Consider the following 24,955-nt stretch of genomic DNA (forward strand, 5'->3'; position numbering starts at 1 on the left):
TTAGGACCCCTGATCCCATCGGTAGGGAGCGACAAGCGGGTTGCCTGCGGTGTACGGACTAGGCAGCTGCCCAATGGTGCGGCCCCACTGCAGTTCGAGCTCGGTCAAGTTCCCCTCGAAACGGGTGCCGGTGAAGAACGAGGAGTCGATTCGGCTCAGCGTCAAGTCGATGATGGCGGTCAGGTTGGCGTAGTCACCGCGGAACCAGTTCAGCAGTGTGTCGTTGGGGAACGGGAAAGTGCTAAAGAAGCTCAACGAGCGCGTTAGCGCCGGGCCGGCGTCGGCCAGCGATTGGAGCACCGGGCCGAGCTGTTTGAGTTCCTCGACGACGTTCTTCTTGATCCGGCTCACCGAGTCAGCAGTCAGCGCACCAAACTTGCCGAACTCGTCGAGTGCCTCTGCGAGGTTTTGTCGCTGGTCCCGCAGCACCTTCAACGCATTGGGCAGGGTCTTGAGGGCCTTATCCACCACCGGCCTCTGGTCGGCGAACTGGCCAGCCAGGTTGTTGAGACTATCCGTTGCGGCAATGATGTCGTCGGTCTGGCGGTTGAGGTTGCCGACGAACTTGTCGAGTTCCCGGATCAGCCCGTGCAGTTGTTCTTCGCGACCCGCGAACGAGCTGCTGAGAACTTGGACGATTTCGTCGAGCTGACCGATGCCGCCACCGTTGAGCAGCATCGATGTCGCTGCCAGCGTCTGCTCCGTGGTGGGATATAGCGAACCCGACGACAACGGTATGAGAGATCCTTCATGTAAGGAGCCCTGCGGCGAGACGTTCTTGGGCGGTGCCAGCTCAACATGCAATGAACCCAGCAGGCTGGTCTGGCCGACGGTGGCCGTGGAATTGGCGGGCAGATGCACGTCACCATTGAGTCTCATCGTCACCAGGGCGTGCCAGCCCTGACGTTCGACCTTGGTGACGTTGCCAACCGTGACATCGTTGACGCGTACCCGTGAATTTTGCTCCAAGTGGTCGACATCGGGCAGCTGCGCCTGGATGGTGAATGCACCGGGGCCGCGGCCTTCGGTGCCCGGCAACGGCAGTGAGTTGACGCCTCGCCAGTTCGCGCAGCCCGGCAAACCACAGGCGGCGATCACCAGTAGCGCGTTGGCAAGCACACGACGCATCCCGGTCATGGGTGGGACTCCTGAGGCACCATCAAGCCGCGCAATCCAGACGCCGCGTCGGCTGGCTGAGTCTCGGTCGGGTATCCGCCGAGGGCGTCGGCCCGCGGCGGTGCCGGCGGCTCTCCGGGAGGCGGTGCCGGCGCTTGGCCAGGCGGGGGCACGTAATCGGGTCGTAACCAGTCCTCGCTGTACGTGAGTTCGTTCGGCCTCGCGGAGGTGCCAACAAATGGGTTGAGACCCAGCGGAGGAAAGTTGTACTGGCGGTTCTTAACAATCGGCGCCAGATATTGCACGCACAGCTTCGCCGATTGCTCGGCCCCCAGTCGCGCCGCGGCCTGAATCGCCCCGCAGATGAAGGAGATCGGGTTCGCGAAATTGTTGGCGGCGAGCACCCCGGTCAGCGTGGCCTGCGCAGGTTGGTAAATGTTCAGAAAGTTTTGGAAGGTAGTGGGGGCGATGTGCAGCGTCTGCTTGAGATCATCGAGACTCTGCTTCACTGCTGTGGTTATCGACGCCAGCTTGTCGGAGGTTGTTCCGAGCGTTTCCCTGTTTTCCGCTACGAAGCTTTGTACTTCGCCGGCTGCAGAGTTGATGTTCTCGAGGACATTGCCAATCTCATCCGGGTTATTCGACACCAATGCGGTCACCGCGGCCAAGTTCGCATTCAACTGTCTCATCAGATCAGTGCTGCTCTGCAACGCAGACACCAGGATTGACACATTCTTGATGGTGCTGAACAGGTCGCCGCTGTGATCGCCAAGGGCCGATATTGCCGCCGACAGCTTGATTACACTGTCGCGGATGCTCGCACCTTGCCCACGCAGGTTGTCGGCCGCGGTATCGACGAACTGTCCGAGCGTACTGACACCGCCTGGCTGGCTCGGCTGGAGCATATTCGTGAGCTTTTCGAGCTGTTGTCGGAATTCGTCCCACTCGACGGGTACCGCGGTGCGCTCCTGGGGGATGACCGCGCCGGCTGCCATGATCGGGCCGCCAGCGTAGGCTGGAGTTAACTGGATCCCCCGTGCAGAAATCAGCGTCGGCGACAGGATCACAGCATTCGCGTTCGCGGGTACCTTGTATTTGTCGTGGTACCAGAACGTGACCTTTACCCGCCGCGGTTGCGCCTCGATCTGATCGATCTTGCCGACTGGAACCCCGAGAATGCGTACCTCATCACCGGCATACATCCCGTTGGCGTTGGGGAAGTACGCGGTGACGTGGATGCGTCGTGCTGCGTCTGCCGTACGCGACAACCCGACGATGCCTGCGATCAGCAGGATCACCAGCGTGAGAGCCACCGCCAGCCTGGCAGTGCGTGTGCGCGTCATTGGGCACCAGCTCCCGCTGGCGGGCTCGGCTGCGGAGGTGGCGCTGGAGGCCCGGGCGGCGGCCCTCCAGCTGGCGGCGCAGGTTCGGGCGGACGGTACGGGTAGCAGCCAGGGCCAGAGAGTGGTGCGCCGGACACGCCACATTGCTGGTCACCGGGGTTGCCTGTGATGGCATCCGGCAATGTGCGTCTTGGCTCGCCGCCCTGGCCGGTCCGCGGATATGGCATCGGAAGCGGCGGTGTGCCTGGCTGGCCAACTTGCGGATCGGTGACCTGCGACGGCAATCGGGTGTTCGGGTCGAGCCCAAGATCGGAGAACGCTGCATCGATGAACGGCTGCAGGAACTGTCCGGGCAGCAGATTCCACACGTACGCCTTGAAGAACGGGCCCGAGGAGACCGCCTCACCCAACGACATCGCGTAAGAGTTCAGCCTTTTGATCGCATCCCGGACCTTGTCTTTGCGGTTGTCGACAATCGCCAATGCACCGTTGAGCTTCTCCAACGCTGGCTTCAGCGCGGTCCTGTTGTCGCTGATGAACCCCCGGACTTGTTGGGCGAGTGCCGAAAGATTTCCCGCAATTTCATCAAGAGCGCTGCTTTGCGTCCGCAACTGAACAAGCAGTGCATTGGTGTCTGCGATGAGCTTGACGACCTGGTCGCTGCGCTGGGCCAGGACCCCAGTCGCCTTGTTGGCGTTGGCCAGCAGGTTGCGCAACTGCGCGTCGCGCTTGTCCAGGGTCTCGGAGAATCGAGCCACACCTTGGACGGCGACCTTCAGTTGCGGCGGGGTGTTCGCGAAGGTTTGCGATAGCGTCGATAACGACTCGGACAGCTGGCCGGTGTCCATGCCGCTAATAACTTGGGTGACTTCAGCGAGAGCGTCGGGCAGCAGATATGGCGGTCGAGTGCGTTCGATAGGTATTGGGCCCTTTTGTATGTCGTCACCGCGGGGGGTGACCTCCAGAACTTTGGCGCCTAGCACGCTATTGGTCTTGATTGCCGCTTCGGTGCGGTTGCCGAGACGGATGTGTTTATCTATCTCGAACCTGACCAGCACTTGTCGCCCGTCCAGTTCGAAGTTGGACACTTTGCCCACAGCTAATCCCGAGACCAGGACGGGTACGCCTGGAGCTAGGCCGCCGATCTCGGCGAAGTAGGCCGAATAGCGTTCGTTCTGGTTGACGAACGGCAGCTTGTCATAATTCACAGCGATCAGCAGGGCTCCAACGGTCACCGCAAGGCCGACCGCCCCGGTGACCAAGGGATTGCGTTCTGCGAAGGACTTCATTTTGGCGTGCACCTTCCGCTGGGTTGGCCTGCGACCTTGACGTATATGGGCTGGCCGCCCTTGCCGTTGAGCTTCAGGAAGATGTCACAGAAATAGAAGCTGAAAAAATCACCGGTGAGACCTTGGCGACCCAGTGCCCGGTACTTGTCGGGCAGCGTGTTGAGGATGTTGTCCACATAGTCGTGGTCGGCAAGGATCAGCCCCGCGGTCCGATCGGTTTCGCCGACGACCTTGGTGATCAGCTGCCGTGAGTGGGTCAACAGGTCGGCGATCGAGCCGGCGGCGGCGTTAACGTAGGCGACCGAATTGCTGATGTCGTGCTTGCGGTCGGCCAGGGTAGACATCAGCTGGCTCAACGAGTCGACGGCCTTGGCGAATTGGTTGCTTTGGTCGCCCAGCGAACCCAATACGGTGTTGAGGTTGACGATGACCTGCCCGATTAGCTGGTCTCGTTGGGCCAGGGTGGTTGTCAACGCCGCTGCCTGCGTCAAGAACGACCCGATCGTGTCCCCTTGGCCCTCAAAGATTTTGATCAATTGTCCGGTGAGGGCATTGACTTGGTCTGGCTCAAGGGCATGAAACAGCGGACGGAATCCGCCGATTAATGTGTCCACGTCCAGCGCGGGTGATGTGTTGGTCGCCGAGATGGTGTCGCCAGCGTGCAACCTCTTGGTTCCGCCGGCGCCTTGTTCCAGGGAGAGGTAGCGGTCGCCGACGAGGTCGGCGTATCGGATGACCGCACGGCTGCCCTGGGTGAGGACAACGGAAGAATCGGCAGTGAACTCCACCAACACCGTCGAGTCAGGTTGGATGCTGAGCTTCTTGACCTTGCCGATCTCGACGCCGGCGATGCGGACAAATTGGCCCGCCTTCATTCCGGAGACGTTGGTGAACACAGCCTTGTAAGTGTCTTGCGGCTCGAACCGCATTTGCGAAAAGACCGCGAACATCGCGAAGATCCCGAAAAGGCAGACCATCACGAAAATGGCGAGCCGCCAAGTAACGGCTAGCAATTTTTCTCTCACAGTCGATTGCCTCTCGTTGGAGCCTCAGTCCAGTGCGGTGCGGTCACGGCGATGGTGCAGCCGCCTGTGGTGCGGGCGGTGTCGGTGTCGGTTGCATCTCCATCGGGTGAGGGGGAAGGAATGGCTCGGCCCCGGGGCGGGGTCCGAGGTCGCGCGGCGCCCCAGGGGGCGGTGCCGGAGGTAGACCCGGATACATCGGGGTTCCGTCGGGTGCGTACATCGGCGCTCCATAGGGGGGCGCCCCCGGGTATGGAATGGGGCCGGGGGCCGGGCCGCCGAAGGAGCGGATGTTCGGCGGCTCCGGCGTGCCGCGGGTGACTGGGAAGTAGTTGGCCCAGCCGGGGAAGCCGATACCGGGGTTTGGCCGGATGTCGAGCCCGGTGCCAAATCCGGTGTCGGTCACCAGGTGGCGCACCGGCCAGTTCTTCGCGACGTCGGGCAGCGATCCACAACTAGGTTTGCCGCCGGGCCCTCCCCTGGCGCCGATGATCGGGAGGTTGTCGGGGTATCTGTACGGGTCGTCGCCAAGTAGCAGCGCTGCATCAAGAATCGCTGACCTACCGTTGCCGCCAATGGTCTCCGCATAGCCGGTGTCCATGAGGAGCTTGGCGCCGGTAAGCATGCATGTGAGTTCGGGGTTGTATTTCATCAACAGCGACATCGTCGGTTCCAGGTCGTTGATGGCGTCCACCAGGTTGTCCCTGTTGGGGCCGATGAGGTTTATGCCGCTGCGCGAAACCCCGATGATGCTGGTGAGTAATTGGTCCAGCGATGCGGCGTCATCGGTGATCGTGGTGCTCGTTGTGCTCGCCGCGTCAAGCACTGCAAGGATGTTTTGGGCGGCGGCGCTGTAGGTGTTGCTGAACCCCTTCAGCGACTGCCAGTCGCTGCGGATGGTCTCGGCTCGGGGGTTCAGCGCGGTGAGAACGTTATAGCCGGCGGTGATACTTTGTCCGATTGCGGGCGCTTTCCCGCGTAAGCCTTCGGCAACAGCGGTGAGCGTTGCATTGAGTTTCACCGGGTCGATACTGTGCAGCACCTCGGAAAGGTTTTGGAAAACGGTGTTGACCTCAGTGGACACGTTCTGCGCCCGGATGACTTCACCAGCCGCTATCGGTCTGGGACTCGGGTTCTTCGGGTAGACCAGGTCGACGTATTTGGCGCCGAAAACTGTGGAGGCGCGAATTTGCCCTTCGACATTGGCCGGGATGTGCTCGACCTGATCGGGGAAGATCTGCAGGCTCAGGCTTGTATGCCCGCCGACGTCGCGGGTGGTGTCGACGCGGCCCACCTGGATACCGCGCATATTGACTTGGCCGCCGTGTTCCATCACCAATCCGGCCCGATCAGCCAGCAGTGTGACCCGCACATATGACCTGAAGTTGCCGAGGAACTGTTGGTAGACAAGCAGTACTCCGCCGCCAATAACGACAAGGAGGATCAGCGGCCAGACCGACGGGTGTACGCGCGGAACCGTTCGCCTCGATGCCCTGGTGGTATTTGTCATGGCGCTACATCGACAGGTGGAACTGGCCGGTTTGGCCATAGATGGCCATGGATGCAAGCAGGGTGACTACCACGACCACGACCAGTGACGTGCGGACCGCGCGGCCGACCGCTTCACCAACCCCTGCAGGCCCTCCCGAAGCGGTGTATCCGTAGTAGGTGTGGACCAGCATCACCGCCACGGCGACCACCACAGCTAACAGCAGCGACCACAGCAGGTCGGTGGGTTGAAGGAATGTATAGAAGTAATGGTCGTACACGCCAGCCGACTGCTGAAGGACGAAAATCGTGACTACCCTTGATGACACAAAAGCCGTCACTGTCGCAGTGCAATAAAGCGGTATCACCACGATCACACCCGCCAGGACGCGGGTGGAGGCAAGGTATGCAACCGACCGGACGCTCATCGATTCCAGGGCATCGATCTCCTCGGCGATGCGCATGGCACCCAGTTGCGCGGTTGCGCCCGCGCCGATTGTGGTAGCAAGGCCGAGACCAGCGAACAGCGGACTCAGTATGCGTGTGTTGATATAAGCGGACGTGAAGCCGACGAGAGCCTCAATACCGATCCGACCCAATTGACGGAAAAGCTCGATTCCGACCATGCTGCCGGTCGTCACCGTGAGGAGGCTGACGACCACAAGGGTGCCGCCGATTATGAGGAGAGCTCCGACGCCGAGTCCCATCTGTGCGACCAGGCGGACGACTTCCATCTTGTGGTGGCGCGCCACATCCCCGATGCTCCTGAGCGTAGTGACGTAAAACTGGGTTTGATTGCCGATCCGGTTCCAGTGGTCGACGCAACTACCGACCCAGCGCCGGAGCGGAAAATGCGGGGTGCTGGTTGTGCTGCTCATATCGAGCGTCCGGCCGCTTGTGCTGCGATGCCGGTGACGATCATGTCGATCATCATCAGTCCCACAAAGGAGAACACCACCGTTTCATTGACAGCGTTGCCCACTCCTTGCGGACCACCCCCGACGGTGATGCCCCTGAAGCAGGCGATCAGGCCGGCGGTCAAGCCGAATAATGTTGCTTTGATCAGGCAGACGACGACTTCCGATGTGCCGACGAGGAATGTCAACCCGGACACGAACGCGCCGGGCGTCACATGCTGGAAGTAGACCGCGAAAAAGAAGCTCCCGAATAGACCGACCGTGACCGCAAGTGAGGAGAGCAGGAGTGAGACGAGCGTGGCTGCTAGTACCCGCGGAACGATCAGTGCACGGATGGGATCGACACCCATCACCCGCAGCGCATCAAGCTCGTCGCGGATCGTACGTGAGCCCAGATCGGCGCACATCGCCGTAGCGCCTGCGCCCGCCACGACCAGCACTGTCACCACTGGACCAATCTGTGTGACTGCGCTGAGCGCAGCGCCGGCTCCCGACAAATCGGCAGCGCCGATCGACGCGAGCAGGAGGTTCAACATAAATGTGAGGAGAACCGTGAACGGGATCGTTAGAGCGAGTGTCGGAACTAGCGACACCCTTGCTACGAACCAGGTTTGGAGCAAGAATTCGCGCCACGCGAACGGCGGGATGAACATCTGAACAAAGGTGTCCATACACATTGAGAAGAAATTTCCGAGCGCACGCGCCGGCCCTGTGACTGCAAAGGCCATTAGCTACCGCTCCATTCCGTCCGCACCACCGGCGATGCGACCGGTTGGAAATGTTGATGAGCGTGTTCAATCGCTGTGAACGAGCCAGTTCCCGTGGATGCGATGGACACCCTGAGCGCGAGCGTGGATCCAGGGTGTGCGAAGCATCGGCGCGGCGACAGACGTCGCGCAACGGTGATGGAATTCGATGGCTCTAGTGGCGCGGGAACGAAGCAGAGCTGTCCTATCGAAAGGGCATTCGTCGCGGTGCCGTCGACCAACCGGAGCAGTGCTCGCCGGGTATCGCCACATCGAAGGCTCGGCGGGTGAAACGTGGGCGAAGTTTGTAGCATGCATCCTCCCCAGCCAGCGGGCAATCGGCAACAGCGCTGCCCGTGGTGACGACGCCGAGTACCGCACCGCTCCGCGTCCTTTTGCTTGTGTTGTGTGACAACAAGACCGCATATCCTGACTGCTGTGGAACCGTAGTGACTACTTGGACGGCTGGCCGGCTGCTACGTGGCCTCAGCCGCAGACTCCAGGGATGCCGCGATGACATGGCCGCGGCAATCTACGCTGCAATATCGGAAGCACCGACCCTGAGGCCGTGTGTGCATGATGGCGTGGTTGTTTTCGCTAATCGACCTGTCCGCGGTCACGCCGTGAGGTGGCCGAGACCGAACAAGCCGCGCCAATCTAAACGAAACCTCGCGTCGTCGACCGACGCTAGTATCAGCGAACGGACGACATCCGAAATCACGAACAAGGTCGCCGCCGGTACTCGGATCCGCCTGCGATATCGGGTCCGCTGCGTGTCGCGCCAGCCGCCGCCGCAGTTGGCCACCGATCCGCCGAACTCGCTGATGCCTGCGTTGCAACGTTTGGCGGTCGTCAAAATATGCCGGTGCTCCAGTATCGGGGCTTTCGTTTAGGCGATCACGGCGTCGCACGCCAATCTCGGTGACCAGCTGCTGACCAACACCACGCATGTATCTACCGTCGACCGGACGTCCCGGTCAGGTAGCGATGGTGGTGCGATTCGGGTAGTCGCTGCGGCTGGGCGCCAGCACTCCCAGCTGCTGAACTCGGCTGGAAGATTCTGGTCTGGTTCAGAGCGAGGTGCGGACAAGTGACGCCAACAGTCGACCACCATTGGCCGGGTGCATTGGTTCGGGTGCTTTGAACCAACGGACCGCATTGCCGACGGCGGGGGGCTTATGCCCTCTCAGACCCCGGTTGGTTGCACCCCCAAGCTCGCGTTTCCACATCGCGACGGCAGGGGAGGCTCCCTAATGCGTTTGTCAAGCGGCGCTAGCTGCATGGCCGGCGTTGTAGGGCTGCCGGTTACGGAGTATTGCGTGCAAGACGTTGACGCGGCGGCGCGCCAAGGAGATGACGGCTTGGTGGTGGACTTTGCCTTCGGTTCGTTTCCGCTGGTAGTAGGTCTTGCTGGCCGGGTCGCAGCTGATCGCGATGAAGGCCGATTGGTAGAAGACTCGTTTGAGGGCCCTATCGCCGGCGCTGGCGCGTTGCAGGTACCGGGATATGCCCGCTTGTTTGAGCACGGGTGTCAGGACGGCTGCCGCGGCGAGCTGATCGCCACTGGTGTAGCGGTCGATGCCACCGGTGATGGCGAGGAATTCTGCCGTGAGCGCGGCCCCCATCCCCGGCAGGCTACGGACGAGGGCCGCGTCGGGGTGTGCGGCGAGGATCGCTTCAATGCGGGCGTCGATCGTTTTGAGTTGTTCATGGGCACTGAGTATTTCGGTGGCCAACGCGCGGATCAGGTCGGCGGCGACGGCTTCCCCGGGCACGGTGATGCGCTGGGCTTGCGCGGCGGCCACAGCCGCGTCGGTGAGCGCGGTCATGGTGGTTTCGCGCACGTGGCCGGCTCTGCGCAGCATGGCCAAGAGCCGACCGCGGCCCGTAGCACGGATCTCGGCGGGAGTGACGTAGCGGGTCAGCAGGTGCAAGCCCGCTTTACCGGTCACGTCGACGACCCGTTCCAATCCGGGATGAATCGACACCAGCAGGTCCCTCAACCGCGCTGCGCGACTGGCTTGGTCGGTGACGATTTCGCTGCGGCGACCGACCAGCAATCGCAGATCAACGTCCACGTCACGCTGAGCGGTAACGGGCCGCAGGTCCTCTCGCATGCGGACCTGGCCGGCGATCACCGCAGCGTCTTTGGGGTCACTTTTATGTTCGCCACCCACAGTCGCGCGGCGGGCGCGGTTGACCGCCAGTCCCGGCACATGCACCAGCGTGATCCCGGCATCGAGCAGCATCGCCTCGGCCAGCGCAGCGATACCCCCGACAATGTCGATACCGACCCTGACGGCCCCGTATTGTTCTGCGGCAGCACGAATCTCAACAACCAAGCCAGCGATGTCCGCCGGCGTGTTGTCGACCTTATGGCTGGCCAGCAACTGACCTGTCTCACGGATCTTCAGACAAACCCAATGGATCGCTTTGGCGATATCGATACCCACAGCCACCGCCGTCGGCGTACTCCTTCCCACGACTCGATACAGCACCTCGTGCAGCCGCTTCCCTCCGACATTGCCCCACATAACGATCAACTGCCGCAGTCCCTAATCAGCGGTCAGGAAGAAGCAGCGGGACCGGGGGCCGAGCCTCCTTGGCCATCGAGTGCAGCCAACATGAAAACCATCCCTGCCCCGCTCGCACACCCCGATCATCCTCGAACATCGAAACAATCAAAGGCACATCAGAAAGGTAGGGCAGCGTGAGCAGTGATCACATCTGAGCGACAGCTCCTCATCGCTCATGCTCGCGAGGAGTTTGTTACGTCAGGGCGAATTGCGGACGTTGTCCGCGCGGAGACGGCCCAATCGTGGAAGCGATCCTCGCTGGCCGGGCTGCACCCGAACACGTCGCCACGTCCACGATTTGCGGGCGAGGTGGGCCCGGAACATTCTTTGCTCCGCGCAGCTGATCCGATTGCCCGTTGCATTGCAGGACAGTGCGCCGATGCGGATGTCGCCTTGTTGCTGGCGGACCGAGACGGGCGAGTCCTGGGGCGTTGGGCGAGCAGCCGCATGCTGGGTCAGCTTGACGAAATCAGCGCCAGTCCCGGGTTCATCATGGATGAGGCAACGACCGGAACGAGCGGCCTCGGCACGCCGTTAGAGGTCGGCGGACCGGCAGCAGTGTGGGGCACCGAGCACTTCACCAGCCTTCTGGATGGGCTTTGCGCTGTCGGCTCGCCCATTCGGCGTCCTATCACCGGATGCATCGAGGGAGTCGTGGACATCGTCTGTCCGGCTGGATTGGGGACCACTTTTATGCAGCCGCTGATCACCCTGGTTGCACACGAAGTCGAGCAGAGTTTGCTCAACGGGCACTCCGCCACCGACCGAGCGTTGCTGGAGGGATTTCTACAGACTGAACGCCGTGGGCGGAGGCGGCCGCTCGTGGCGGTAAACAGCAGATTCCTGATGACCAACACGCTGGCCGGGGACATGCTGGGTGGCGGCATGGGGCGCCAGGCGGTGCTTTGGGAGCAGGTGCGACGGGCCCTTGCAGATGGGCAAACCACGCTAGCCTTCGCCCTCGATGGGGAGGCAGCACCGCTGCACGGGTCGATACGCCAGTTGCGCGATGGGGGGACGGTGGTTGGTGCAGTCGTACGTTTGTACCCGACCACCATGGAATCGAAGTCTGCAGGTATCGGGTCGTCGTTCCTCGAACACGACGTCCATAGAAAGCTGCTAACTGTGTTGCCAGGACGCAGCAATGTGTGGTCGGCAGTACTGCGGCGCAGCGCCCGGTCTGTCGGAAACGGTGGTCGCTTGCTGCTCGTCGGTGCGTCCGGGACCGGGAAGGCGACGCTGGCCGTTGCGCTACTTGAGGCGCGCGAGAATGCGGGCAACATAGCGCGTTTCGATGGACGCGATATCCGCGACGGCGTGCATCGTTGGATCTCGCCAGTTGAAAAGTTAGGGAGCAGCGCGAGCGCGCTGTTATTCACGCACCTCGAACAACTCGACCTTAATGCTCTTGAGCTCATGTGTCGGCGATTGGACGAGCTCACCGCGGTCAGCTGCCCAATAATTGCGACTTACCTCGCAGGCGGGGCGGAACACGTTCCGCCGCCGCAGATTATGGCACAGTTCGAGAATGTCGTCGAAGTCCCGTCGCTCGCTGACCGCCGAGAAGACATACCTGACATAGTCAGGGTTGTGCTCGATGACCGGGATGGGCTACCGGTGCAGGTGGAACCCGCGGCACTGCGTCAGCTGATGAGTCGGGATTGGCCCGGCAATGTCCGCCAGCTTCGCCGTGTGGTGGTGGCTGCTCGTGACCGATGCAGCAGTCGCACCATCATGGAATCCGACCTGCCAGATGCGTTTCGGGCCCTCACCGCGCGTAAGCAGCTCTCGCGCTTCGAAAGGGCAGAGCGTGATGTTATCGCTACCGCATTAGTGGCTACGCGTGGCAATAGGCGCAATGCGGCTGCTGAGCTTGGCATTTCGCGTTCCACGTTTTACCGCAAGCTCGCCAAATTCGGCGTGGACCTCTGATCGCTGGAGAGCAACTAACAAACGACTACGACTGGGCAAACTGTCAGACTTGTCTTCCACGGACGTGTTGTGCGAGTAGGTCTTTCACTGCACCGCAAAAGGCCGGCCGTGCGTTGGGAAGAACCCTCGCGGGAGGATTTCACGCTGGCGGGCGTTCTGAACGAGGGGTGGGCCATGCTCATCATTCGCGACCCGTTCTTCGTTATGCGCCGCTTCGGCGATTTCACCGCACACCTCGACGTCCCGCGAGTTGTGGGGACAAAGCGATTGCACGCACTGGTACACAGCATATCTCTATTCGAGGTTTTCGATGAGGGCGGACGCCGCGAGTGTCTGGCGAAGGCGGGGCCGGAGGACCTGTGGCCAGCGCTCTGACCAGCCAATTTCCCAGAGGCCTCGCCGCCGCCAGCTGTCCACTTGGCAGGTACCGCGGCCGGACGGGCTAGCTGACTGAGCAGTTCACCGAAGTGCTTCATGGGCAAAATGAGCGTCTTCGGCGGATTCACTTGCATGTCAATCGCACCGACGCTGCCGCAGATGTTTCGAGGCGCGCTTCGGGGTAGCGGTGCCAACTTGGCCAGCACGCTTCAACGTTGACTCGAAGGGGATACTCGACAGGTAAGACTATTGCGGCGCAGGGCTACTCCTTCGCATCGACCCGAATCGCGTAATGGTCCAGAGTGATGGAGTCCTGCGTTGCCCTCGGCGTTATGAATGACACTGGGGCGCAGCAGAAACGGAGTGCCGTGGCACAGCGCGGTCCATGATCGGTGTGTCGTGGAGGGCGTCCAGAGGAGCGGTGTAAGCGCCAGTGAGATCGGTTGGGTGTGTCGCAATCGGGCGTGGTATGACGTGGCGTGACAGGGAAAGTCACCAGTAGGTCGTCTTCGCAGTACTCGCTGGGAATCCGTTCCCGAACCCACCTCCTGGCTGAGCTGGCGGTGGCTATTCCCTCGGCGCTAACCTTCCACGGAAGGTGGCTAGCCGTCCGGGCAAGGGGGTGGCAGGCTTGGTTTAGCCCTGGTTAATGCTGGATGTGACAGCTTCATGAACATCCTCAATGCTTATTTACCAACATGTTTCGAATGCCCATCACAACCTCGCCTGGGCAGCTGTCCAACGCCGAGGCGGCAGCCTGGCAATGACACCCACTGCAAATCAGCAGCCAAAAGGTTGAAACTGTCGGCACATTGAAGACCTCGCAACCGAATTCCAGGTCCACGATAGCCCCTTGCGTTTGTTCGCCGACCCTACAGCTGGCGGCTGAAAAGCCGAATGCCTAAACGGCCGTGTAGCCGCCGTCGACGGGAAGAACAATACCGCTGATATAGGAAGCCTCATTTGAGGCTAAAAACACAGCAGCACAGGCTATCTCCTCGGGTTGAGCTATCCGGCCCAGCGGGGTCATCGCATTCACCTGTTCGAGGGCTCCAGAAGGAGCGCTTTTCTCGAACCCACGCAACATCGGTGTGTCAGTCAGGCCCGGACAGATGACGTTGACCCTAACGCCAGCGTGCCCGTACTCGGCTGCGGCGACCCGACTGAGCGCCACAACGCCACCCTTGGTGGCCGCATAGCCAGAAGTCTCAGGAAACGCGATGAGTGCTTGTGTCGATGCGATATTGATGATCGAGCCACCGCCTGATTTGACAATCTCGGGCAACGCGGCCCGCATTGCGAGGAACGTTCCCTTAAGGTTGATGTTAATGACACGCTCCAGTTGCGCGTCGCTGTACTCGGCGAGGGGCGCAGCGTCGCCGGGCACTGCTGCGCAATTGCATAGGATATGAAGCGAACCGAAAGTGTCCACAGCACTTCGGACCATTTCTTCTACGTTCGTCGAGCGAGATACGTCGACGTGTACGGCCAATGCATTATCACCAAGGGTTTTTGCGGTTGATTCTTCCGCGCCCGACACATCTGCGACTACGACCCTGGCGCCCTCTTCGTGAAAAGCTACAGCGATCGCCTTCCCGATGCCAGAGCCGGCGCCCGTTACTATCGCGACCTTGCCCTCGAGACGACCCCTCATGGCCGCATCCCCTTAACGTGTAGCAACGGACCCTCCTGCGATCAAGCTAGGCGAATGATCAATTACAGTGCGGCATCCTCAGTCCGATGAACCGTAGCGGCTACTCGAGTTGAGCTGAGGCGACTACACGATGTCGTGCCCTTCTCATTGCGCATGGCTGATTTGGCAACCGCGGTCTATTGTTCGTCGGCCCGCGCCGGCGCGATCCGGCCGAGGTTTCGGTCTTTGATGCGGTAGCTGTGCCCTTTGAGTGAGGTGACCGCGCCGTGGTCGGCGAGGCGCTCGATCATGGCGACTACGTCGTCACCAACGACTTCACCCCAGCATCTGAAAGGTGCACGCCTGCCCCGCATTTCCGGAGACTCCCGATCTGGGAAGGATCTGAGTCTTGGGGCTCGTCAGCGAGCACCCGACGAGCTTCGACGCCCCGTAGACGTTGCGGACCTGAATCTTCCGTCGCGTCCCTCGGGCAGGTTTGAGCGCCTTTCCGGCGAAAATCGCTGCTGCTATTTACATCTCGCTGGTCCGACACGGCTCGGCGATCTCAGTCAGCAGCGTCGTGCTCTCCTTGGCTATCTGTGTCCTCATATGTCCAAGACTCCGAAACCTCGCCAATGACGTGACACCGAAGTGTTCGAGATCATCACCGCCGCAGAGGAAGACAAGAAGAGCAGTCGGATAGTCCAGGCGTTGGGCTCAGGCGCGGTGTGGATCTGGCCGCGTGGCCAGGCCCATGATGTCACCCGCTGGTCGGTGGAGTGGATCGGGCGCGAACTGGGTTGCAAGGGTGCGATACGGGGGCCACGCACAAGACCACCCTGGCCGAGCAAAGCGATCTCGAATGTCCGGATTGGGGGCAGACCGCAATTTACGCGTGTGTATCAAACTGGTTGTGGGTAGCTGACTTTACCCACATGTGGACGTCGATGGGCTTCGCCAACGTGGCATTCGTCCTCGACGCCGACAGCCACTGGGTCCGTCGACTGCCGCGGCTAGATTAATGACCACCGCCCTCATCCTCGACCACATCGCCCGGAGGATGTCGGGAAGCCCCTGACGAGCACGGACCCAGCCCACCGGGGTAAGCGAATCCAACAAAAGTCGGCGGGCTCATCGGGCCGGCTCACAATGCTCATATATTTTGACGTGTATACGCGCCACCTGACGGTATCATTACGTCAGTATCTGACGGTATTATCCGGAAATATGCGGTGGGAGTTCGTCGGAAGAGACGCTGAGATCCGTGTGCTCACCGAGTTGATAACTTCAACCGCGCCTTGTGCCCGAGGGGCCGTGCTGGCGGGGAAATCGGGCGTAGGCAAGACGGCGCTTGCTGTGGAGTGTCTCCGCCAGGTTGAGGGGCCGTCGTTTGCCACATTTCATGTATCAGCTAGCCGGGCGGCGGCTTTCATGCCGCTTGGCGCAGTTGCCTCGCTGCTGCCGGTATCCCAGTATCTCGGGAATGCTATTACGCCTGCACAAATGTTGAGTGCTGCTGCGGCGGAGTTGGTCCGCAGAGCTGGCGATCGGCGGCTTGTGCTCCTGGTCGACGACGCCCATCTCTTGGACGACGCCACTGCCACGCTGATTCACCAGTTGGCTGCCAGTGGGAGTGCGTTCGTACTTGGCACAGTACGCAGTACCGCGAGCGCTCCCGGTCCGGTCGTGTCGCTTTGGAAGGACGGACTAGTCGAACGCATCGAGGTGGTGGGGCTAGATGAGGAATCGATTGCAGAGTTGGTCACCACTGTATTGGGGGGCCAAGTGGATCAGGCGGTGCCCGCCCGCCTAGCTGAGCGTTGCCAGGGAAATATCCTTTTCCTCCGCGAGCTCCTCCTAGGGGCAATCGCAGACCATAACTTGGTTCAAGATTCTGGGATTTGGTTCCTAGCCAGGCCCCTGACCCCGTCTGACAGGCTCGTGGAACTCGTCGAACTGCGCTTGGAAGGCTTATCGCCTCAAGAGCGAACGTTGCTAGAGCTCTTGTCCTGGGGAGAGCCGTTGGAGATAACGGAGTTGTCGGCACTAACTGGCATCTCAGATATTGAACAATTGGAACGACAAGGTTTCGTGAGCAGCCGAATAGAAGGTGACCGACTCGAAGTCCGCATGGCCCACCCCGTATATGGCGACGTGGTGCGGGCTCGAACTCCCGCCATCCGGGTCCCGAGCATCACAACCCGGTTGGCGGATACGGTTGAGGCACAAGGCTCTTGCCATCCACGAGATATCCTTCGGGTAGCTACATGGCGGCTACATGGCGGCGGTGGTCCCGCTGAACTGATGCTTGCTGCCGCCACCGCGGCTCAGCGCGATTACAACTTCATTCTCGCTGAGGCACTTGCGCAGAGAGCGCTTGCCGCAGGAGCCGGGTTTGATGCGGCGATCCTGCTCGCTGAGCTGGCTACCCAGCAGGGTCGCACGGCCGACGGTCACGACCAGTTGCTGCGCCTCGCCGCCAAGACGACCACGGATGCGCAACGGGGACGGGTGACTATCGCACGCCTAAATAACGAGGCGTTCTACGGAGGGTTGATTGACGAAGGACTACGAATAGTCAAAGAGGCGGACGTCGCGATCGACGATCCACTTTGGCTCGATTGGGTTCACTCGATGCGAGCCGGGCTAGTGCTCGCAAAGTGGGGACCCAGGCAGGCAATCGAATCAGTGGAACCGCTGCTACATCGCGCAAACGGGCGGCCGCTAGCGTGGACCTGCCAAGTAGCATCGCCTGCTCACGCACGTTTCGGCCTCTTGCTCGAAGCACTCAGCATTTCCGAACGCGGTTACACGACAGCAGAATCGGCCGCCGGGCCTTCCGATTGGTTTCCTTGGACTCATTTGTTTTTTCGCAGTCAGGCCTTTGCTTGGTGGGGGCGCCTTGACGAGGCCGATCAGTTGGCCAGAGATCAATACAACCAAGCGCTGCACGACGGTTCCGTGGAAAAGCAGGCGTGGTTTGCGTTTGCACTGACGACGGAGGCAGCGGATCGGGGCAACGTATGTGATGCAGTCAAGTTTGGGAAGGAAGCTGTCGCGCTCTTCCATAACCTCACTCGGCCGTTAATGGAATACGTCTCACTCACCGCTCTGGCGTCGGCGCTCGCACTCAATGGTCAAGCTGAAGAAGCGCAACAGACGCTGGCCGCACTCGATGCGCTCGGGCTGCCGCGACTATACCTCGCCGGTATTGATCTTGAATTGGCCCGCGCCTGGACCGCTGCAGCGGCTAACGACCTGCCGCAAGCATGCAAGTTTCTAGAAGAAGCGGTTTCAGTCGGTCAACGCATCGGGGATCGTGTCGGCGCCGTAAATGCTCTACATATGCTGGGACGTCTGGGGTATAGCAAAGACGTCGGTGACCGGATGCAGGACCTCGCAAAGCATGTCGAGGGACCTCTCGCGGCGGCTCGTATCAACCACACGACTGCGCTTGCCGAGGATGATCCCAACGGCCTCGACGCGGTTTCGGCCACCTTCAGGGGGATGGGCGCGTATTTGCTGGCTGCCGAGGCTGCTTCAGATGCGGCAATCGCATGGCGCCGGAGAGGTAAGGATCGGAAAGCAGCTGCAAGCGAATTTCAAGCGGCCGCGTCAACGATCAATTGTGCTGGACTCAGTCCGCTAGCGTTGCGGGGAACGACAATCCGCGGACTGCTGACCCGCGCCGAACAAGAAGCTGCACTATTGGCTGCGGCTGGGCGGTCTAACAAGGCAATCGCCGACCAGCTGTATCTCTCGGTGCGGACCGTCGAGGGCCGCCTTCAGCGAGTTTACGAGAAGCTCGGCATTTCCAGCCGCGAACAGCTCGCTTCAGCGGTTGGTGCCGCTCGATCCCAATGACCGCTGGAATCGATCCGCAATAGCCGTAGGAAATTCGGGTCCAGCACGGGATACAAGATCACTTCAGTTCACATACCGGCCCGGATTCTGATGTGCGACAGCGGCGCCCGGGGCGCCAAATTTTCTTTGTGCTCCAGCCGCGCTCGTTTCCGATCCAATGGCTGACGGTCCGGCCATGTGTCGATGCGATGAAAAGTCCTCGTGTGTGCGGCTTCAGGAGATCTTTGACGCTTGCGCTCCAGGCCATGATTGATGGATTCACTAGGTGTCGAGCGATGAGCTCGTTGGCAGTTCTGGCAACGGGGATAGGCTTTGAATATCTTGATACCGCTATCATCACCAGGCGTCGACAAACCAGCGATGTTCGGTACCGCACCGATGGCCAACCGACGCAACATTGTTCGTCGGCGTCGAAGACCTCAGTATCAGGGTCCAGGCAGTTCCGCTCACCGTGCTTGACATCGCCGCCGCCTACTGAGTTGACGAGACGGGACGACGTCCAGGCCAAACCACAGTTACTCGCGGGGCTTTCGAGAACGAACATGAACACTCCGGCGAACGGCAGGGGAACACGCGAGAATGAATAACCAAGCCGGACAAATTGGTTGGCGACCACCCTCGAAGTAACCGCCGAGGTTCTCGCCTGATCAGTCATTGCCGAAGGGATGCCACCAGGAAATCTCGAGCTCCTCTAGCAACCCAATTACGTCCTGCTAGGTAACGAAACCCATGTCTGCCAGCACCTTTCCATACGCAGGCTGTGCTTTGCCGGGGAGGACCTCCTCGGCGAGAAACGTACCGAATCCGATCCGCCAGTCGGGCGCCGTTGCTGCCGCAGCGTCTTAAGGACCCGCGACTGCCATCTTCGACGCCGCACGTTGAAATACTGCACACTTAGCACGTTGGTGCTTTTTGCCTTCTGGCCTTCGGCTATGGCTGGCGGCCCACTTCGAGCAAGGCCACGTCTGCCCGCTGCGCTGCGGGCACCAGTTTTGCGAAGTCCCGCTGCTCCAGGCTCGCCGTCGGAAGCTTCGCGCCCGGGAACCTCCACTCTCGCGGACCCGTTGCCGGCCCAAATCTTATCTGCCAGAAGGCAAGAAAGCGGGCGGCTCGCGAGGGCCGATTTCCACCGAGAGTGGGTTCCGTAATGACAGACACCATCACCAACGAGGCCGAGCAGACCACCAGCGAGAACCCGTGTTGAGTGTCAGCGAGCATCTCGACCCGCGCAGCCTGGTTTTGGAAACTAGTGTCCGTGACGTCGCCGTCCTGGCGGGGCGTTCGTGGCCAGCATCAAAGAGTACGGCGTGCTCACACCGATCGCCGCTGTACACGATGACGGTGGCCAGGTGTGGGTACGCTCCGGACAGCGTCGCGCGCTGGCCGCCCGCGAAGCCTGACTGGCTTCTGTGCCGGTATATGTCCGGCCCGCCACCGCCGGGGACGACGAGAAAGCCCAACTATTGCAACGGGTCTCGGGCAGATCGTAGAGAAGAACTAGCGCACGCAGCTAACCGCGGTCCAACGCACACGTGGCATTCAGCAGATGACCAGTGCCGAGGTGTCAATCGCCAGAGTCGCCAAAGGTTGTCAGTGGCCAAAGACGCCGCGCCGGCGGCGGCCAAGTCCGATTCGGCGACGCAAGCGCTGGCCGAATGGACAGCGGAGCAGACGCAAAAGCCCCGTGGAGCTTAAGCTCCACGGGGCTTTTGCGTCTGCTCGGCTAGATCAGTTTCAGCTCGGTGACCGCGTCACGCTCGTCGGCCAGCTCAGCGGTGGACTTGTCGATACGGGCGCGCGAGAAGTCGTCGATGTCCAGCCCCTGCACGATCGACCAGTTGCCGTCCTTGGTGGTCACCGGGAACGACGAGATCAGGCCCTCCGGCACGCCGTAGGAGCCATCAGAGACGACGGCCATCGACACCCAGTCGCCGTCCGGTGTGCCCTGCAGCCAGGAACGGGCGGCGTCGACGGTGGCCGAGGCGGCCGAGGCGGCCGAAGAGGCCCCGCGCGCGTCGATGATGGCCGCGCCGCGCTTGGCGACCGTCGGGATGAAGTAGTCCTCGATCCAGGCCTGGTCGTTGACCACCTCGGCGGCGTTTTTGCCGCCCACTTCGGCGTGGAAGATGTCGGGGTACTGGGTGGCCGAGTGGTTGCCCCAGATCGTCATCTTCTTGATGTCGGTGACCTTGGCGCCGGTCTTGGCGGCGAGCTGACTGATCGCCCGGTTGTGGTCCAGCCGGGTCAGTGCGGAGAAGCGCTCGTTGGGGATGTCGGGGGCGTTGGTCATCGCGATCAACGCGTTGGTGTTGGCCGGGTTGCCGGTCACGCCGATCCGCACGTCGTCGGCGGCCACCGAGTTCAGCGCCTTGCCCTGGGCGGTGAAGATCGCGCCGTTGGCTTCGAGCAGGTCGCCGCGCTCCATGCCCGGGCCACGCGGACGGGCGCCGACCAGCAGAGCCAGGTTCACGCCGTCGAAGATCTTGTTGGCGTCAGAGCCGATCTGTACGCCTGCCAACAATGGGAAGGCGCAATCGTCGAGTTCCATCACGACGCCCTCGAGCGCTTTGAGAGCGGGCTCGATCTCGAGCAGACGCAGCTCGATCGGACGGTCCGGACCCAGCAGCGAGCCGCTGGCCAGGCGGAACAACAGGCTGTAGCCGATCTGGCCGGCGGCACCGGTGACGGCAACCTTGAGAGGACTTGCGCTCACGTCGGTTCTGCTCCTTTAACGGATTCTTTTCGATGTATCCACGGGTTCGGGGTCGAAACTAGCGCACCGGTGCCGCCAGGAATTCGCCCGGTCCGCTCCGCGGCCGAGAATTCGCTGCTGGGGATGATGTTCGTCTCCTCTTGTTGCGCCAAGACGCGTACGATGAACCACCGCTCAGCAGGGCTGCACTGCGATTGGAGGTGGACGTGTTTCCTGGATTCGACGCTTTGCCCGAAGCACTAAGACCGGTCGCGCGACAGCGCACCCAACACGTGCACCCGGTGCCCGATCCGCCGACCGAGACCCTGGTTGACTGCGGTGTCTACCTCGACGGCAATCGGCTGCCCGGCAGGTGGACGCCCTCCGACGCGCTGGCCAAGGTACGGGAACTCGGCCTGACCGGCCAGAACGTGTTCGTCTGGGTGGGCCTGCACGAACCCGACCAGGCACAGATGCAGGACGTCGCCGACCTCTACGGACTGCACCCATTGGCCGTCGAGGACGCGGTGCACGCCCACCAACGCCCCAAGCTCGAGCGCTACGACGAAACCTTGTTCCTGGTCCTCAAGACCGTCAAGTACGTGCCGCACGAGTCGGTGGTGCTAGCCCGCGAGATCGTGGAGACGGGTGAGATCATGATCTTCGTCGGCGCGGATTTCGTGGTCACCGTCCGGCATGGCGAACACGGCGGGTTGCACGAGGTGCGCAAGCGGATGGATGCCAACCCCGAGCACCTGCGGCTGGGTCCGTACGCGGTGATGCACGCGATCGCCGACTATGTGGTGGACCACTACGTCGAGGTCACCGAGCTGATGGAGGACGACGTCGACGCGATCGAGGTGGTGGCGTTCTCGCCCGGCCGCAAGATCGACGTCGAACCGATCTATCTGCTCAAGCGTGAGGTCGTCGAGTTGCGCCGGTGCGTGGCCCCATTGTCAGGTGCGTTCGGGCGCATGCAGACCGAGAACAAGGACCTGATCTCCAAGGAAGTCCGGCGCTACCTACGCGACGTGGCCGACCACCAGACCGAGGCCGCCGAGCAGATCTCCGCCTACGACGACATGCTCAACTCACTGGTGCAGGCCGCGCTGGCCCGCGTCGGCATGCAGCAGAACATGGACATGCGCAAGATCTCGGCCTGGGCCGGTATCATCGCGGTTCCCACCATGGTCGCCGGCATCTACGGCATGAATTTCCGCGACATGCCGGAGCTGAATGAGAAGTGGGGCTACCCGACGGTCGTCGGCGTTATGGTCCTCATCTGTGTGTTCCTGTACTTTCAGTTCCGCAAGCAGGACTGGCTATAGACCGAAGCGCCACCGTCGGGGCGATTCCGCTTGAGCCGACTCGGTTCTCCCCGCAGTCTTGGCTCAATGCGGTTGCGCGGCAGGGCGATTGGGATCCGACACGTCGACACCGTCGTGCTGCCAGGCCTGGCGCATGGCCTCGGCGCCCTTGAGCCGCACCCAGGCGGCCTCGGTCGCGGTGACGGGCGTGGCGGACAGGAACCGCACCGGATCGCGCGGCGGATCCAACGCAAGATCGCCAATATCGCTGGTGCCCAACAGCATCGCGGTGAACGGCGCACCCATCCAGAGCGGCGCCCCGAGGTCGATCAACGCATCGGGCACCAGCACTATCCCTTCCACGGAAGGTGTGGCCGCCACGATCGCCAAGCTGCGCACCAGTCCGGTGACCGGCCCCGGATCACGCAGCCGCAGCACCACTTCGGCACGCGGCCCGGTTTCGTCGGTGACGATCTCGGTCGGGTCGGTCATCGGATGACGCGAGCAGCCCAGCGTCGCGTAGTGCGTCAATCCTGCGGAGCGGAACCGCAGCACCTCGATAGGTTCGGCACCCAGAAACGTCACACTCGCCGAATCGGGCGCCGCCCCGGCGAAGTGATCGCGCAGATGCGCGCGGACGTCGTCCAGCATCACTCGGCGGACGTAACGGTGAGGTTGGCGCCGGAGTCGGCGTCGAAGACGGCGATCTTGGCGGTCTCGAACGCGAGCTCGACCCGACCACCGACCGCTGCCTTCGACTCGGTGGGAACTCTTGCTACGAACTGGTTTTCGTTCACCTCCGACTCTGCAGCCACTTCGTCCAAGAGCGCCGAGTGCACGTCGGGGCCGGCCGTGGTGAAATACACGTACTTGTCCGAACCCAGCGACTCGACCAAATCGACACCGGCCTCGAAGACCAGTGAACTGATCCGCTGATACCCGTCGATCAGGGCGGCGTCGTGAATTTGCTCGGGCCGCACCCCCACAATCACATTGCGCGGTTTGGGGTGCGCGCCGATCACCTGCTGAACCTCCGGAGCCAGAGTCACCTCGCCGAACGGCAACCCAAGTCCGACTGCGGTCAGCTCGGCGGGAAAGAAGTTCATCGCCGGCGACCCGATAAATCCGGCGACGAAAAGATTGGCCGGTCGCTCGTAAAGCTCGGCGGGCGTGCCGATCTGCTGCGCGATTCCGGCGTGCATCACCACCACGCGGTCGCCCAGTGTCATCGCCTCGGTCTGGTCGTGGGTGACGTAGACGGTGGTGGTGCCCAGCCGCTTCTGCAGCCGGGCGATCTCCCCTCGCATCTGCACACGCAGTTTGGCGTCCAGGTTCGACAACGGCTCGTCCATGAGAAAAGCTTTGGGGTGACGCACGATTGCACGGCCCATCGCCACTCGCTGCCGCTGACCACCCGATAGCTGCGCAGGCCGGCGATCCAGAAGTTCGGTCAGGTCCAGAATCTTGGCGGTCTCCTCGACCTTCGCCGCGATGTCGGCCTTCTTCATCTTGGCCAACGTCAGCGGGAAGGCGATGTTCTGCCGGACCGTCATGTGCGGATACAGCGCGTAGGACTGGAAGACCATCGCGATGTCGCGGTCCTTCGGCGCCTTCTCATTGACCCGTTCACCGCCGATACGCAACTCGCCAGACGAGATATCTTCAAGTCCAGCAATCATATTCAGCGTCGTGGTCTTTCCGCAGCCGGACGGGCCGACCAGGATGAGAAATTCCCCGTCAGCAATGGTGACACTCAGGTCTCGCACCGCGGTGTGACCGTCGGGGTAACTCTTGTTGAGGTGTTCGAGCACAATCTCGGCCATCGCGCTATCCCTTCACCGCGCCAGAGGTCAACCCGGCGACTATGCGTCGCTGGAAAATCAGGACAAAGACAATGATCGGGACGGTGATTACGATCGCCCCCGCCGCAATCGACCCGGTCGGCTCCTCGAACTGTGAGCTGCCGGTAAAGTTGGCGATCGCGACCGGTGCGGTGATCGCCGCTTCGGTCGCGGTCAGTGACAGCGCCAGCAGCAGGTCGTTCCACGCGAAGATGAACACCAGAATGGCGGCCGTCACCAGGCCCGGTGCCGCCAGCGGCGCGATCACCTTGAGCAGGACTTGACCGGGTGTGGCGCCGTCCATCTTGGCGGCCTTCTCCAAATCCCAAGGGATTTCCCGGAAGAACGCCGATAGCGTATAGATGGCCAGCGGCAGCGCGAAGGTGATGTAGGGCAGGATCAAGCCCGGCCAGGTGTCAAACAATCCCACCGCGCGTTCGATGTCGAACAGCGGCGTCACTAGGGAGATTGCCGGGAACATTGTGATCAGCAACGTCATCCCGATCAGTAGTCGCTTGCCCGGAAAGTCCAGTCGCGCAATCGCATACGCCGCCATCGCACCCAACGCCACAGCGATCACCGTGGTGATCAGACCGATGCCGATCGAGTTGATCAGCGCTGAGCTGAAGAAGTTTCCCCGGAAGATACCGCGATAGTTTTCCAGCGTCACCGACGACGGGAACAGCTTGCCGTCCTTGACTTTCGACGACGGCTTGAGTGATAGGCTCAAGATCCACAGCACTGGCAGCATCGCGTATACCACCACCAGGGTGTCCACGACTAGCCAGAACGCGGCGCGCCGGGGCGCCAA

18 protein-coding genes and 1 pseudogene are annotated in these 24,955 nt (G+C 61.7%); 5 read left to right on the forward strand and 14 right to left on the reverse strand.

The genetic code is table 11. From position 1 onward, the window contains the following. From H0P51_RS21180 to H0P51_RS21215, 8 genes are all read right to left on the reverse strand, one after another. The gene (locus H0P51_RS21180) at positions 1-1,137 is read right to left on the reverse strand and encodes a virulence factor Mce family protein (protein WP_180914832.1); all 1,137 of its coding nucleotides are present in this window, start codon (positions 1,135-1,137) and stop codon (positions 1-3) included. Continuing rightward, on the reverse strand, positions 1,134-2,459 hold the full coding sequence (locus tag H0P51_RS21185) for an MCE family protein (RefSeq protein WP_180914833.1): 1,326 nt from the start codon (positions 2,457-2,459) through the stop codon (positions 1,134-1,136). The genes H0P51_RS21180 and H0P51_RS21185 overlap by 4 nt, the downstream gene beginning before the upstream one ends. Then, a complete protein-coding gene (locus H0P51_RS21190) occupies positions 2,456-3,748 on the reverse strand; it encodes an MCE family protein (RefSeq protein ID WP_180914834.1) in 1,293 nt (430 codons plus the stop codon). The genes H0P51_RS21185 and H0P51_RS21190 overlap by 4 nt, the downstream gene beginning before the upstream one ends. Next, a complete protein-coding gene (locus H0P51_RS21195) occupies positions 3,745-4,725 on the reverse strand; it encodes an MCE family protein (protein ID WP_246398893.1) in 981 nt (326 codons plus the stop codon). Before H0P51_RS21195 ends, H0P51_RS21190 begins: the two co-directional genes overlap by 4 nt. A 91-nt stretch (positions 4,726-4,816) precedes the next feature. After that, positions 4,817-6,280: an MCE family protein gene (locus tag H0P51_RS21200; protein ID WP_180914836.1), complete on the reverse strand. Its 1,464-nt coding sequence runs from the start codon at positions 6,278-6,280 to the stop codon at positions 4,817-4,819. Positions 6,281-6,284: 4 nt separating this feature from the next. Further along, positions 6,285-7,136, reverse strand: coding sequence for an ABC transporter permease (locus H0P51_RS21205; RefSeq protein ID WP_180914837.1), 852 nt, complete (start codon positions 7,134-7,136; stop codon positions 6,285-6,287). Further along, positions 7,133-7,903 carry an MlaE family ABC transporter permease gene (locus H0P51_RS21210; protein WP_180914838.1) on the reverse strand — a complete coding sequence of 257 codons (771 nt, stop codon included), beginning with the start codon at positions 7,901-7,903 and terminating at the stop codon, positions 7,133-7,135. The genes H0P51_RS21205 and H0P51_RS21210 overlap by 4 nt, the downstream gene beginning before the upstream one ends. Before the next feature lie 1,280 nt (positions 7,904-9,183). Then, entirely contained in the window at positions 9,184-10,380 is a 1,197-nt protein-coding gene (locus H0P51_RS21215; protein ID WP_180914839.1) for an IS110 family RNA-guided transposase, read from the reverse strand. Positions 10,381-10,944: 564 nt separating this feature from the next. Between H0P51_RS21215 and H0P51_RS21220 the strand changes: the two genes are divergently transcribed. Together H0P51_RS21220 and H0P51_RS21225 are read left to right on the forward strand one after the other, a co-directional pair. After that, positions 10,945-12,429: an AAA-type ATPase lid domain-containing protein gene (locus H0P51_RS21220; protein ID WP_180914840.1), complete on the forward strand. Its 1,485-nt coding sequence runs from the start codon at positions 10,945-10,947 to the stop codon at positions 12,427-12,429. A 174-nt stretch (positions 12,430-12,603) separates the two neighbouring features. Further along, a complete protein-coding gene (locus tag H0P51_RS21225) occupies positions 12,604-12,804 on the forward strand; it encodes a hypothetical protein (protein ID WP_180914841.1) in 201 nt (66 codons plus the stop codon). Positions 12,805-13,708: 904 nt separating this feature from the next. Here the strand turns inward: H0P51_RS21225 and H0P51_RS21230 are convergent. Both H0P51_RS21230 and H0P51_RS28665 read right to left on the reverse strand, forming a co-directional pair. Continuing rightward, complete coding sequence (locus H0P51_RS21230) at positions 13,709-14,461, reverse strand: SDR family NAD(P)-dependent oxidoreductase (protein ID WP_180914842.1); 753 nt, start codon at positions 14,459-14,461, stop codon at positions 13,709-13,711. Between the two features lie 176 nt (positions 14,462-14,637). After that, a pseudogene (locus H0P51_RS28665) lies at positions 14,638-14,796 on the reverse strand (IS21-like element ISAau2 family helper ATPase IstB); the annotation flags it as partial. Between the two features lie 871 nt (positions 14,797-15,667). Between H0P51_RS28665 and H0P51_RS21235 the strand changes: the two are divergent. Then, on the forward strand, positions 15,668-18,304 hold the full coding sequence (locus H0P51_RS21235) for an AAA family ATPase (RefSeq protein ID WP_180914843.1): 2,637 nt from the start codon (positions 15,668-15,670) through the stop codon (positions 18,302-18,304). A gap of 1,283 nt (positions 18,305-19,587) precedes the next feature. Further along, positions 19,588-19,704, forward strand: a complete 117-nt coding sequence (locus tag H0P51_RS29135) for a ParB N-terminal domain-containing protein (RefSeq protein ID WP_343061724.1) — start codon at positions 19,588-19,590, stop codon at positions 19,702-19,704. A 323-nt stretch (positions 19,705-20,027) separates the two neighbouring features. Here H0P51_RS29135 and H0P51_RS21245 read toward each other — a convergent pair whose 3' ends face one another. After that, positions 20,028-21,017 (reverse strand): malate dehydrogenase, encoded by a 990-nt coding sequence (locus H0P51_RS21245; protein ID WP_180914844.1) that lies wholly within the window; start codon positions 21,015-21,017, stop codon positions 20,028-20,030. Between the two features lie 206 nt (positions 21,018-21,223). Here H0P51_RS21245 and corA point away from each other — a divergent pair, with 206 nt between their 5' ends. Continuing rightward, on the forward strand, positions 21,224-22,324 hold the full coding sequence (gene corA, locus H0P51_RS21250; protein ID WP_180914845.1) for a magnesium/cobalt transporter CorA: 1,101 nt from the start codon (positions 21,224-21,226) through the stop codon (positions 22,322-22,324). A gap of 63 nt (positions 22,325-22,387) precedes the next feature. Here the strand turns inward: corA and H0P51_RS21255 are convergent, their stop codons facing one another. The 3 genes from H0P51_RS21255 to H0P51_RS21265 are packed head-to-tail and all read right to left on the reverse strand — an operon-like array spanning position 22,388 to position 24,955. Then, positions 22,388-22,954: a suppressor of fused domain protein gene (locus tag H0P51_RS21255; RefSeq protein ID WP_180919134.1), complete on the reverse strand. Its 567-nt coding sequence runs from the start codon at positions 22,952-22,954 to the stop codon at positions 22,388-22,390. Then, a complete protein-coding gene (locus tag H0P51_RS21260; protein ID WP_180914846.1) occupies positions 22,954-24,126 on the reverse strand; it encodes an ABC transporter ATP-binding protein in 1,173 nt (390 codons plus the stop codon). Before H0P51_RS21260 ends, H0P51_RS21255 begins: the two co-directional genes overlap by 1 nt. 4 nt (positions 24,127-24,130) lie before the next feature. Then, on the reverse strand, positions 24,131-24,955 hold the full coding sequence (locus H0P51_RS21265) for a carbohydrate ABC transporter permease (protein ID WP_180919135.1): 825 nt from the start codon (positions 24,953-24,955) through the stop codon (positions 24,131-24,133).

The sequence above is a fragment of the Mycobacterium vicinigordonae genome, assembly GCF_013466425.1.
In the GTDB taxonomy this organism is placed as follows: Bacteria; Actinomycetota; Actinomycetes; order Mycobacteriales; family Mycobacteriaceae; genus Mycobacterium; species Mycobacterium vicinigordonae.

Excerpts from the sequence above, each read along its gene's own strand:
- H0P51_RS21190 (WP_180914834.1), bottom strand. The coding sequence starts at position 3,748 with ATGAAGTCCTTCGCAGAACGCAATCCCTTGGTCACCGGGGCGGTCGGC.
- H0P51_RS21185 (WP_180914833.1), bottom strand. The coding sequence starts at position 2,459 with ATGACGCGCACACGCACTGCCAGGCTGGCGGTGGCTCTCACGCTGGTG.
- H0P51_RS21235 (WP_180914843.1), top strand. The coding sequence starts at position 15,668 with ATGCGGTGGGAGTTCGTCGGAAGAGACGCTGAGATCCGTGTGCTCACC.
- H0P51_RS21260 (WP_180914846.1), bottom strand. The coding sequence starts at position 24,126 with ATGGCCGAGATTGTGCTCGAACACCTCAACAAGAGTTACCCCGACGGT.
- H0P51_RS21225 (WP_180914841.1), top strand. The coding sequence starts at position 12,604 with ATGCTCATCATTCGCGACCCGTTCTTCGTTATGCGCCGCTTCGGCGAT.
- H0P51_RS21230 (WP_180914842.1), bottom strand. The coding sequence starts at position 14,461 with ATGAGGGGTCGTCTCGAGGGCAAGGTCGCGATAGTAACGGGCGCCGGC.
- H0P51_RS21180 (WP_180914832.1), bottom strand. The coding sequence starts at position 1,137 with ATGACCGGGATGCGTCGTGTGCTTGCCAACGCGCTACTGGTGATCGCC.
- H0P51_RS21200 (WP_180914836.1), bottom strand. The coding sequence starts at position 6,280 with ATGACAAATACCACCAGGGCATCGAGGCGAACGGTTCCGCGCGTACAC.
- H0P51_RS21195 (WP_246398893.1), bottom strand. The coding sequence starts at position 4,725 with ATGGTCTGCCTTTTCGGGATCTTCGCGATGTTCGCGGTCTTTTCGCAA.
- H0P51_RS21255 (WP_180919134.1), bottom strand. The coding sequence starts at position 22,954 with ATGCTGGACGACGTCCGCGCGCATCTGCGCGATCACTTCGCCGGGGCG.
- H0P51_RS21220 (WP_180914840.1), top strand. The coding sequence starts at position 10,945 with ATGCTGGGTCAGCTTGACGAAATCAGCGCCAGTCCCGGGTTCATCATG.
- H0P51_RS21210 (WP_180914838.1), bottom strand. The coding sequence starts at position 7,903 with ATGGCCTTTGCAGTCACAGGGCCGGCGCGTGCGCTCGGAAATTTCTTC.
- H0P51_RS21205 (WP_180914837.1), bottom strand. The coding sequence starts at position 7,136 with ATGAGCAGCACAACCAGCACCCCGCATTTTCCGCTCCGGCGCTGGGTC.